The 11,236-nt window shown below is 71.2% G+C and carries 8 protein-coding genes; 5 read left to right on the top strand and 3 right to left on the bottom strand.

The features are described from left to right. Nucleotides 1-6: 6 nt before the first annotated feature. A complete protein-coding gene (locus UIS43_RS25765) occupies nucleotides 7-1,566 on the top strand; it encodes a polysaccharide deacetylase family protein (protein ID WP_358455216.1) in 1,560 nt (519 codons plus the stop codon). A 171-nt stretch (nucleotides 1,567-1,737) separates the two neighbouring features. Here UIS43_RS25765 and UIS43_RS25760 read toward each other — a convergent pair whose 3' ends face one another. The 3 genes from UIS43_RS25760 to UIS43_RS25750 form a co-directional block, all read right to left on the bottom strand. Next, nucleotides 1,738-2,907: a quinone-dependent dihydroorotate dehydrogenase gene (locus UIS43_RS25760; protein WP_071621597.1), complete on the bottom strand. Its 1,170-nt coding sequence runs from the start codon at nucleotides 2,905-2,907 to the stop codon at nucleotides 1,738-1,740. Next, complete coding sequence (locus UIS43_RS25755) at nucleotides 2,904-3,830, bottom strand: proteasome assembly chaperone family protein (protein WP_041552322.1); 927 nt, start codon at nucleotides 3,828-3,830, stop codon at nucleotides 2,904-2,906. Before UIS43_RS25755 ends, UIS43_RS25760 begins: the two co-directional genes overlap by 4 nt. 333 nt (nucleotides 3,831-4,163) lie before the next feature. Then, on the bottom strand, nucleotides 4,164-5,915 hold the full coding sequence (locus tag UIS43_RS25750) for an ATPase (RefSeq protein WP_013151848.1): 1,752 nt from the start codon (nucleotides 5,913-5,915) through the stop codon (nucleotides 4,164-4,166). Nucleotides 5,916-6,668: 753 nt separating this feature from the next. On the opposite strand from UIS43_RS25750, the gene UIS43_RS25745 reads away from it, so the two are divergent. The 4 genes from UIS43_RS25745 (at nucleotide 6,669) to UIS43_RS25730 (ending at nucleotide 11,236) form a co-directional block, all read left to right on the top strand. After that, complete coding sequence (locus UIS43_RS25745) at nucleotides 6,669-7,856, top strand: glycosyltransferase (protein ID WP_370011958.1); 1,188 nt, start codon at nucleotides 6,669-6,671, stop codon at nucleotides 7,854-7,856. 112 nt (nucleotides 7,857-7,968) lie between these two features. Then, complete coding sequence (locus UIS43_RS25740; protein ID WP_117199296.1) at nucleotides 7,969-9,339, top strand: aminotransferase class I/II-fold pyridoxal phosphate-dependent enzyme; 1,371 nt, start codon at nucleotides 7,969-7,971, stop codon at nucleotides 9,337-9,339. Further along, nucleotides 9,336-10,550, top strand: a complete 1,215-nt coding sequence (locus UIS43_RS25735; RefSeq protein WP_013151845.1) for a cyclopropane-fatty-acyl-phospholipid synthase family protein — start codon at nucleotides 9,336-9,338, stop codon at nucleotides 10,548-10,550. Before UIS43_RS25740 ends, UIS43_RS25735 begins: the two co-directional genes overlap by 4 nt. Beyond that, nucleotides 10,547-11,236: an ABC transporter ATP-binding protein gene (locus tag UIS43_RS25730; protein WP_013151844.1), complete on the top strand. Its 690-nt coding sequence runs from the start codon at nucleotides 10,547-10,549 to the stop codon at nucleotides 11,234-11,236. The genes UIS43_RS25735 and UIS43_RS25730 overlap by 4 nt, the downstream gene beginning before the upstream one ends.

The raw sequence follows: 11,236 nt of genomic DNA, 5'->3' as shown, positions 1-11,236 counted from the left end.
CCGGTGTTGTCGTCGACTCGAGTCCACCCGAACGAGGCCGCCCCCTGCCCCGGGGCCGGGGGGAACCGGCCGTGGGAACGCAGAGCCCGGTGGCCCGGGGCGGCGCTGGTCGCACTGGTCCTGCCCCTGGCCGCGTGCGGCACCGAGGGGATCGCCTCCGGGGGCGGTGAGGACCCGGAACTGATCACGGTGGTGGCGGCGGAGCCGGGGGACGGGGTCACCGAGTGGCGCGGGGACGCCTCCGACTTCGAGGACCACCCGTACAAGCCCGAGGGGCTCACGATCGACGTCGCCTACCCGGTGTTCTCGGGTGCCGACGCCTTCGCCGAGGAACTGGCCGCCCGGGTGGACCAGGAGGTGCGGGACTACCGGGGCGCCAGCCGGGATCCGGTGAGTCTGGGCGTCGACTGGGAGGTGGTCGCCGCCGGGGACGGGGTGCTGGGCGTGCGCCTGGTGCGCACCGAGGAGGACTTCCACGGCCTGCGCCAGGGGTACGGGACGTACTGGTACGACGCGTCCACCGGCCACACCGCCTACTCCACGGAGCTGCTGGCCGACGACGCGGCGCTCCGGGAGCTCAACGGGATCGTCCGCGCCTCGTTCGCCGACGAGGAGGCGGTGGACGCGCGGGGGCTGCAACCGGTGATGCGCACCTACGACTCGATGGGGTTCAACGGCGACGGGGACCTGGTGGTGGAGTTCGACGACGGGCACCTGTCCCCGATCGTGGAGGGCCACCCCCCGTCCTCGGAGCCGGGGCGGATGGTCGCGGTGGTGCCCGCCGAGGAGGCCGCGCCCCTGCTGTCCGGCCTGGGCGAGCGGGCGCGGGAGGCCGCCATGGCGGAGGAACCCGTGCTGGCCGTGGAGGCCCCCGACGCCGAGCCCCCGGCCGACCCGCCGGTGCCGGGGGCGGTCTCGGCGGGAGACCCCGACCTGGACTGCGCCGGGGCCAAGTGCATCGCGCTGACCTTCGACGACGGACCGGTGGCGACGACTCCGCGGCTGCTGGACCTGCTGGCGGAGGAGGAGGTCGCGGCCACCTTCTTCCTCAACGGCAACCCGGCGCTGACCCGGCCCAGCGTGATCCGGCGCGCCTACGCCGAGGGGCACGAGATCGGCAGCCACAACCACCTGCACGAACGCATGCCCGATGCCTTCGAGGGGGAGGAACTGGTCCACCAGGTGGCCGCGGTGAGCGCGATGGTGCGCCGCCAGACGGGCCACACCGTGGAGCTGTTCCGGCCGCCGTTCGGCGACAGTTCACCGGAGGTGCTGGGGGAGATCGGCCGTCAGGGCATGGCCGAGATCCTGTGGAGCCAGGACAGCAAGGACTGGACCGGCATGAGCCGCGACGAGGTCGTGGAGAGCGTGGTGGACGGCGCCCGCCCCGGGGGCGTGGTACTGCTGCACGACACCCTGGAGCCGACCCTGGCCGCGGTCCCGGAGATCATCGAGCGGCTGCGGGCCGACGGGTACGAGTTCGCGACCGTCAGCCAGGTCTACGACGGCCCGGAGGCCGGGAAGAGCTACCCGCCCGAGGGGTTGTCCGCGCCCGCCGGTTCCTGAGGTCCGCGGGCGACGGGGCACGCGTGTCGGCGGCCGGTGGGAAGGGTCCCACCGGCCGCCGCGTCCGTGCGGCCGCGTCGCGCCCCTGGGTGGCGGTCGCGGCCCCGGGAGGCGGAACCGCGGGTCCGTTCGTCGGTGGCGGGTCCGCGGACCCGGGCTCCGGCGGCGGGCTCAGCCCTTGGCTGTGGCCGCGGCGGGGTCCGTCCCCTGCCCGGTGTCGGCCGCCGGGGCGGCCGGGGAGGGGACGTCGGCTCCGACGACCTCGTTGATGGAACGGTGGCCGGAGGCCCGCACCAGCCGGGCGAGGCCGCGGTTGATGCGGCGGGGCCAGAGCGGACCGCCGTAGATGAGGCCGGTGTAGCCCTGCACGAGGCTGGCCCCCGCCCGGATGCGGAACCAAGCGTCCAGGGGCGTCTCGATGCCGCCGACGGCGATCAGGGTCACCCGGTCGCCCACACGGGCGCGCAGGCGGCGCAGCACCTCCAGGGAGCGCCGCTTGAGGGGGGCGCCGGACAGGCCGCCCGCACCGGCCGCCTCCACCTGCGCCGCGGGGGTGGTCAGGCCCTCACGGGAGATGGTGGTGTTGGTGGCGATGATGCCGTCGAGTCCCTCGGCCAGCGCGAGGTCGGCGACGGCGTCGACGTCCTCGTCGGCGAGGTCGGGGGCGATCTTCACCAGGAGGGGCAGGTCCGGGCGACCGGCCTCGGCCATGGCCTCGCGCACGGCGGCCAGGAGCGGGCGCAGCCGCTCCACGCCCTGGAGGTTGCGCAGCCCGGGGGTGTTGGGCGAGCTGACGTTGACCACCAGGTAGTCGGCGTAGCGGGCCAGGCGCCGGGCGCTGAGGGCGTAGTCGGCGGGGGCCTCCTCCTCGGGCGTGACCTTGGTCTTGCCGATGTTGACGCCGAGCACGGGACGGCGGCCGCCGCGCCGGTGGTGGAGGCGTTCTGCGACCAGGGCCGACCCCTCGTTGTTGAAGCCCATGCGGTTGACGATCGCGCGGTCGGCCACCAGCCGGGACAGGCGCGGCCGCGGGTTGCCCGGCTGGGGCTGGGCGGTGACGGTGCCCACCTCCACGAAGCCGAAGCCGAGCGCCGCCAGCCCGGAGGGGCTCTCCGCGTTCTTGTCGAAACCGGCCGCGAGCCCCAGCGGGCCGGGGAACTCCTGCCCGAGGGCGTGCACGGTCAGCTCCGGCTCGCGCGGCCCGAGCACGCCTTTCATGGCGGAGGCCACGGCGGGCAGGGAGGTCACGCCGCGCAGCGCGGCGAAGCTGAGCCTGTGGACCTTCTCCGCGTCCATGTGGCGCAGGACCGAGCGGAAGAGCATCTGGTAGAACACGGTCATCCGTTTCCCTCGCCCTCGCGCTCGGCGAGGAAGCGTTCGAGTTCGGCGCCGAGCTCGTCGGCGGTGGGCAGCTGGGCGTCGTCGTCGGCCAGCGGGAGCGTGGGACGCTCCTCGGGGTCGGTCCGGGAGGACATGATGTCGTCGTACTGGCGCTCCAGGTTGGCCACGACGCGCTGGATCTCCTCGGAGGCCATGACCTGTTCGGCGATGTCGACGTCGGTCGCCGCGGCGACCTCCTCCATCTCCGTGGTGGCCAGGGCCAGGCCGGTGGCCCCGGCCACGTACTCGGCGGCGGCGATGGCCGCGCGCGGGTACTGGGCCTGGGCCAGGTAGCTGGGCACGTGGACGGCGTAGCCCACGAAGTCGTGGCCCCGCTCGCCGAGCCGGTACTCCAGCAGTGAGGTGGCGCTGCCGGGCACCTCGACGCGGCCGATCCACGGGGTGTGCCCCTCGACCAGCTCGGGGCGGGTGGAGTGCGGGGTGACCGTGACCGGCCGGGTGTGCGGGACCGCCATGGGGATGCCGTGGACGCTGACGGACAGCGTGACGGAGAAGTGGTCGACGAGGCGGCCCACGGCGGCGGCGAAGGCCTCCCACTCGCGGTCCGGCTCCGGGCCGTGCAGGACCAGGAAGGGGGCGCCCTCGTCGTCGTGCAGCCGGTACAGGGCGATCTTGGGCGCGTCGTAGGCGGTCCAGGTGTTCTCGACGAAGGTCATCGTCGGACGGCGCGAGCGGTAGTCCACGAGGCGGTCGGCGTCGAAGGTCGCGACCTCCTCCGCGGTGAACCGTTCGAACAGCGACGTGATCAGCTGGCGCCCGGCGTGTCCGGCGTCCACGAAGCCGTCCAGACAGACCAGCATCGCCAGGCCGGCGACATCCTCGAAGCCTGGGTGGAGTTCGTACAGATCTGCGGAATCACGCACCGGGTTCTCGTCTCCAAAACTGGTCGGGATCACAGGGCCGCGCTCGCGCGGCGGTCGGGCGCCGGGGTACGGCCGGGGAGGCCCGATTCGCACCGCCTGGGAGGCTGTGCCCTGCTTCTCCAGAATACCGACCCACCAGCCCACCGACTGAGCCGCGCGAGGGCGCTCACGCCCCACGACACCACCGCCACCGGTCGGCGCGGAAAGGGAACCCCGGCCGGTGGAGCCGTGCGAGGACGCTCGCCCACACCCCTACCAACCCCGACCGGTGGAGGGAGCTTCCTGCAACCGGGGCATGAGAGGACCGCCACACCCCGGCCCCGCCACCTCGGCTCAGTGCAGGTCGGCCACCAGCAGCGAGCGCAGCCGGTTGAGGACGGCGGCTACCTCGAAGCGGCGCGGCAGGGCGTAGTCGCCGCCGAAGTCGGAGCCCAGCAGGGTGACGCCCCTTCTGTCCAGGGCCTCCTCCAGGGAGTCGAGCGCCTCGGCGAGGGTGCGGCCGCCGTCCAGGTGGCGTCCGGCGACCAGCTCGCGCAGGGCCAGCCCGGCACCGGTGATCTGCCCGGGGTCGACGAACTGCTCCACCGCGCGCACATCGACGTCGTGGTCGCCGAACACCAGCACGTCCATGTCGCGGCGCTTGATCCGGCCCCGGCCCCGCGAGGTGCCGTCGTCCACGGAGGCGGGATCGACCACGCGGGGGCGCGGCAGGGCGAAGTCCGCGTCCACGCGCTCGCGGGCGAGTTCGCGGGCCCGTTCGGTGACGTCGTGCGGGTGGTAGGCGTCGAGCATGACGACGTGGTCGGCGACGTCGAAGTAGTCGCCGCTGCCGCCCATGACCAGGACCGTGGACACCCCGTGCTCGCGACGCAGGGGCCGGACGAGGTCGATGAAGGGGACGAGGGGCTCCCGGTCACCGTGCACGAGGGCCTGCATGCGCTCGTCGCGGATCATCAGGTTGGTGGCGGTGGAGTCCTCGTCCACCAGCAGGGTGCGCGCCCCCGCCTCGACCGCCTCGCAGATGTTGGCCGCCTGCGAGGTGGACCCGGAGGCGTTCTCGGTGCGGAAGTCGCTCGTGTCGGCGCCGGTGGGCAGGTTGCGCACGAAGGGGCTCACGTCCACGCGTTCGACCCTGCGGCCCTCCTCCGCGCGGATCTTGACGGCGTCGCCCCTGGTCACCACCAGTTCGCGGCCGTCGCCGGGAACGTGGTCGTAGACGCCGCGCTCCAGGGCGTGCAGCAGGGTGGACTTGCCGTGGAAGCCGCCGCCGACGATGAGGGTGATGCCCTCGGGCACGCCCATGCCGCTCACCGTGCCCCGGTGCGGCAGGTCGACGCTGACCCGCAGGCCCTCGGGGGAGGCGAAGGGCACGGCGCCGCCTGTCATGGGTTCGTCGCTGACACCGCTGCGCCGGGGCAGCACGGCGCCGTCCGCGACGAAGGCCACCAGGCCCCTCTCCTCCAGCTGGGAGCGAAGGGCGACCGTGTCGGCGACGGTGTCGGCGAAGGCCGCGGCCTCCTCGGCGTCGACCTCCTCCCAGTCCAGGTCGTCCACCAGGCGGGGCAGGGTGCGGCACAGCTCCCGCTCGGCGGTGCGTCCGTCGATGCGGCGGCCGTGGCCGGGCAGGTCGATGCCGATGCGCAGGTCGATACCGCCGTCGGTGAGCTGGCAGGAGGAGCGTTCGATCACCTCCTGGCCGCCGGTGTCGATCCTGAGCAGCGATCCGCGCAGGAGCCGGCGGGCGCGCCGCCCCAGGTAGTCGGCGGTGGCGCGGCGGCGCACCGGGTCGCCCCAGGCGCTCTTGGGGACGCCGGCGTCCGGGATGAGCACGCGCACCCGCGAGGGCGGTGCGAAGGGGTCGGCCTGGACCCGCTGCACGGTCAGGGTGAAGTCGCCGAAGTCCCAGTCGCCCCTGAGTGACTTGTAGCGGCCGTAGGAGGCGCCGTCCATGCGCAGGAGCTCCTCGGAGAGCCGGGCCTCGTCGCGGACTCCGCGGATCGGCTCGGGTTCGGGCCCGCGCCCGCCGCCGCGGCCCCCGCGGCCCCCGTACCGGCGCCCCTGGCCTCCTCCGTACCGTCCCGTCATCGCTGTCCCCCAGACGTCGTTTCCTCTGCTCCGGCCAGGTTAGGCGTTGGGCGGATTCGCCGCAGAAAGCCTGTGGACAACCGCGTCCGCCCTGTTCGGAGCCCTGGCCGTCCCCACCGGTCCGTCCGGCGCGGACACCACGCGCCCCGCCCTCCTCCGGACCCTCCGAGGGCGGACCCGTCCGATCCGCTGGCCCGGGGCCCGGGCGGACCCGACCGGGCGCCTCGCCCCCCGTGGGACGCGCGACGGGAGCCCCGGTGGCCGACCGGTGGGACGGGAACCGGGGAATCGGCGCGCCCCGAACGCCGCGCTCCCACCCGCCGCCCGGCGGCGCACCGGTGCGAACACCCCCGCGCCCCGGCAGTGGCACAGTGAAGCCGCCCCGCGGTAACAAGCGCGCAACATGACCGCGGAAAAGCGAGAAACGCGAATCCAACATTTCTCTTCGTGGTCGAAATACTGCAAGAAGTGACAGCAGAACGTGAATCCACCGATTCCTCCGCCCCGAGGACGGAAAACCTTCACCAGGGAACACGCACCGGCCCGACGCAACGCCCCTGCCCCACGCCTTCCCCACCTGGCCCTCCAAAACATGAGACTTTTAGTGTGATACGCGTCACATTTGACGCTTATATTCGCCAATGCTACTTTCGTGGACGTCCCATAAATTTTGCTTAGGTGCGTTTACTGGTGCGCGTTATATTGTTCGCCCCCGAGACATTCAATCTCGCGGAGACAACCCGGTCCATCGAGGTGGCGAAACACCTCCGTGAAACATATGAATGCGTCTTTTCCGGGTATTCCGAAAGATACTCCGGCCTCATTGAAGAGGCCGGGTTCACGTTTCACCGCCTGGCCCCCGCGCTGACCGACGAGGACGCGGACCAGCTGATCCGCGTCGACCAGGGGAAGGCGGTCCGGCACCCCTTCACCGCCGCGATGCTCCGCACCCGCGTCGCCAGTGAACTCGCCCTCATCGGCACGCTCCGCCCGGCGGCGGTCGTGATCGGCACGACGCTCAGCCAGTTCGTCTCCGCCCGTGCCGCCGGCGTGCCGCTCGTCTACGTCAAGCCCTTCGCCTACAGCTGGCCCCACATCCTCCAGACGCGGTCGCTGCCGCTCGCCGAAGGGGACGGCCCGCTCCCCCGGGCGGTCAACACCGGCGCCGCCGCGCTCCTGCGGGAGGCCGCCCGGGTGACCACCTACAAGCCCGCGGCCTTCCGGGCAGTCGCGCGCGAGCACGGGGTCAGGCTGCCCGGTCGCACCATCCAGGCGCTCGACGCCGACCTCAACCTGATCGCCTCCCTCTCCTGCTACCTGCGCCCCTACCGGATGCCCGCGAACTACCGCCTGGTCGGCCCGGTCTTCGCCCGGATCGACCGGGAGATCCCTCCGGACGTGGTCCGCGTCGCCGAGGCCTCGGCGCGGGCGAAGCGCCCGGTGGTCTACTTCGCCATGGGCAGTTCCGGGAACCGGGAAGTGGTGCTCCGGGTCCTCACCGAGCTCTCCCGGATGCCCGTCACCGTCATCGCCCCCGTCGCCTCCTACCTGGAGGAGAGCGACCTCCCCCAGGTCGCGGACAACATCCACGTGCGCGACCTCCTCCCCGCACACCTGCTCGGCGACCTCATCGACGCCTCCGTGATCCACGGGGGCGAGGGGACCGTGCAGACCGCGGTCACGACCGGAAAACCCTTCGTCGGAATCGGCCTGCAGATGGAGCAGCGGTGGAACGTGGCGGACTGCGTCCGCTTCGGAAACGCCGTCGCCGTCTCCCCCAAGGACGTTTCCGGAGCCTCTTTCCGCAATGCCGTGGAGAAGGTCCTCACGGACCCCCGCACCCGTTCCCGCGCACGCACCCTCCGCGAACTCCTCTCCGGAGTCGACGGGGCGGCGTCAGCAGCGGAACACATTCACGAACACGTGTCTCAGAAGCCGTGAAGAACGACTTGGAGCCCCCATGAGCCACACGAGTAACATGAGTACCGATCTACTCAAGACCGTCGCCGAAATAGCCTCGTACGAAACCCACGAAATCGACCCTGGAAAACTCATGATCGACGACCTCGGGTTCGACTCGATCATGATCATGGACCTCGTCTCCAGCCTCGCCAAGAACTACCCCCAGATCCGCTCGATCGACCCGTGGGAGGACTTCCAGGACGACATCACCTACGCCGACCTCGAACTCCGTCTGCACGCGCTGGTCGAGGACACCCCGGCGGACGCCCCCGCGGCTCCCGAGGGCATCGCACGGATGGAGAAGATCGTCCAGTTCGGGGACTTCCTCCGCGGACAGGAGGACCTGCCCTACTTCGCCGCCTACCGCGGGATCGCCGCGAACACGATCAGTGTCGGCGCCCGCACGTTCGTGAACTACTCCAGCTACAACTACCTCGGCACCAACGGCCACCCCCGTATCCGCAAGGCCGTCGACGACGCCGTCGCGGAGCACGGGACCTCGGTCTCGGCGAGCAGGCTCATCGGCGGCGAGATCGGCCTCCACGGGGAACTGGAGCGCACGATCGCCGACTTCATCGGCGTGGACGACGCGCTCGTGCAGGTCGGCGGACACAGCACCAACGTCAACATCCTCGGGAACCTGTTCGGTGAGGACGACCTGATCCTCCACGACTCCCTGGCCCACAACAGCCTCATCCAGGGCGCGCTGCTCTCCGACGCCAAACGCAAGCCCTTCAAGCACAACGACATGGAGAACCTGGAGCAGGAGCTGGCACGGCTGCGCCCCAGGTTCCGCAACGTCGTCATCGTCGTCGAGGGCGTCTACAGCATGGACGGCGACCTGTGCCCCCTGCCGGAGCTGCTGCGGATCAAGGAGCACCACGACGCCTTCCTCATGATCGACGAAGCCCACTCGATCGGCACCGTGGGGCGCGCGGGCCGCGGCGTGGCCAGCCACTTCGGTGTCGACCCGCGCCGCGTCGACATCCACATGGGCACCCTCAGCAAGGCCTTCAACAGCTGCGGGGGCTACATCGCCGGAAGCCGAGGGTTCGTCGAGTACCTGCGCTACAACCTCCCCGGCTTCGTCTTCAGCGTGGGCATGACCCCCGCCAACACCGCGGCGGCCCTGGAGTCGATCCGCCTGTGCCAGGAGAACCCCCACTGGATCGACGAGCTGCACGGGATCTCCCAGCGCTTCCTCGACACCCTGAGGGACATGGGCCTGGACACGGGCAAGAGCGGGGGCACGCCCGTGGTCCCGCTCATCACCGGCGACTCCGCCCTCGCCCTGAGGTTCTCCGAACAGCTGCACGTCAGCGGCATCAACGTGGCGCCCATCCTGCACCCGGCGGTCCGGGAGGACGAGGCCAGGCTCCGCTTCTTCCTGTCCCGCCTGCACACCGAGGAGGACCTCGAGGTGACCTTCAAGGCGCTGAACGAGCTGGAGGCCACCCGATGAGGCACAGCGAGATCGCCCTCAGGCGGCACGACCTGGCGCTCCGCTCCCGGCAGACGCCCGTCGTCCGCGCGGCGCTGGCGGCGGCGAACGGGCTGGGCCTGCGCGGCGGCCCCCTGCTCCAGCTCCTCCTCCTGTCCAAGCTCCAGGGGTTCCTCCGGCACATCGTGCTCACCCTCATGGACCGGGAGTTCCCCGACGGCGACCTGTCCGCGCGCCCGGACACCGACCCCCGGATCCTCGACGACTTCCTCCGGCTCGCCCTGGAGCTGGGCGTCGCCGCACGGGTGGACGGCGCCGTCGTCCCCGAACCCGCCTACACCACCGGGTTCCCCGGCTTCGGCGGCGACTCGGCCACGCGCCCGCGCGCCGAGGCCGAGAAGGACTACGTGTTCGTCCGAGGGCTCATCCGCAAGGCCGAGGCGGACGGGGAGACCGGGCCGCTCCACCGACCGGACGTGCGCTACCTGATCGTCCTCAGCCGGTACATCCTCGAACTGGAGGGCATGGGGTTCGACGCCCAGGTCGCGCCCTCCTTCTCCGAGAAGTTCTACTCCGACCTCGGGGCCCTGGCCTACGAGCTCTACACGAAGCGCTCGTTCGAACGGCTCTGCCGCCGCCTCTCCCCCGCGTCCGTCTTGGACATCGGCTGCGGTGACGGCCTGCACATGAGCTCGGTGCTCTCCACCCTGCCCACCGCACGGATGGTCGGTCTGGAACCCCAGGTGAAGGTCGCCGACGCCACACGCGAGCGGCTGTCCGGCCATCCGAACACACGCGTGGAATCGGTCCGGTTCACCGACCACGACACCACCGACCGCTTCGACATGGTCCTGAGCAGCTTCATGATCTTCTACATGCCCGAGGAGGAGCGCGTCCCGTTCTTCCGCAGGGTCCGTGAGGTCCTGTCGCCGACGGGCACCTACGTCATCGGCCAGTACTTCCCCGACTTCGAGGACGTCCAGGAGGTCCTCGTGCGCTCGACCTCCCCGGTGCCGGGCATCCAGCTCTACCTGTCCGGTGTGGGCAACTCCCTGGTCAAGGCCGAGGCTCTCCTCAACCGCGTGCTGTCGGACTTCCGGTCGGTGGCCTACTGGAGCACGCTCCAGGACCAGCTCTCGGAGGCCGGCCTGGCCGTGGAGGAGATCGTTCCGGCGGACAGCATGTACTACTCGTACTTCCTGCTCGTGCGGCGGGCGGAGGGCGCCTCGTGATCGCGGCGGAGAACCTGGTCAAGTCGTTCCCCGTCGGCGGGGAGCACGGCACCACCGTGCTCAAGGGGGTGTCCCTGAAAATCGAGGAGGCGACGCTCTGCACCATCCTCGGCCCGTCCGGGTCCGGGAAGTCCACACTCCTCAACTGCCTGTCCGGTCTGGAGGGGATCGACTCCGGCACCGTCACCGTCGCCGACCGCGACGTCCACTCCCTGTCACGCCGGGAGGTCGACCGCTTCCGCCGCGACGAGATCGCGTTCGTCTTCCAGGAGTACAACCTGGTCGGGGACCTGACGCTCCACGAGAACATCGTGCTCGACCGGCCGCTCATCCCGAAGGTGGACGAGCTCATCGACGGCTGGAACCTGCGCGGCGTGGTGGACAGCTTCCCCGGTGAGTGCTCCGGCGGCCAGCGGCAGAAGTGCGCGATCCTGAGGGCGCTCAACAAGGAGTGCGCGATCCTGTTCTGCGACGAGCCCACGGGCGCGCTCGACACGGTGTCGACCCGCGAGGTCTTCTCGGTGCTCCAGGACCTGACCCTGCGGTTCGGTGTCACCATCGTGATGATCACGCACAACGAGCTGGTCACGGGGATCTCCCACCAGGTCGTGCGCCTGCACGACGGCCGCGTCGTCTCCGACGACCGGGGCCTGGCCCCCGTGGACGCCTCGTCGGTCGCATGGTGA

Source organism: Nocardiopsis sp. LDBS0036 (assembly GCF_041228755.1).
Taxonomy (GTDB): domain Bacteria; phylum Actinomycetota; class Actinomycetes; order Streptosporangiales; family Streptosporangiaceae; genus Nocardiopsis; species Nocardiopsis dassonvillei.
The sequence above is the reverse complement of the archived record's forward strand: the minus strand, read 5'-3'. Positions and strand labels throughout refer to the sequence as shown.

Excerpts from the sequence above, each read along its gene's own strand:
- UIS43_RS25760 (WP_071621597.1), bottom strand. The coding sequence starts at position 2,907 with ATGACCGTGTTCTACCAGATGCTCTTCCGCTCGGTCCTGCGCCACATG.
- UIS43_RS25750 (WP_013151848.1), bottom strand. The coding sequence starts at position 5,915 with ATGACGGGACGGTACGGAGGAGGCCAGGGGCGCCGGTACGGGGGCCGC.
- UIS43_RS25740 (WP_117199296.1), top strand. The coding sequence starts at position 7,969 with ATGATCGACGACCTCGGGTTCGACTCGATCATGATCATGGACCTCGTC.
- UIS43_RS25735 (WP_013151845.1), top strand. The coding sequence starts at position 9,336 with ATGAGGCACAGCGAGATCGCCCTCAGGCGGCACGACCTGGCGCTCCGC.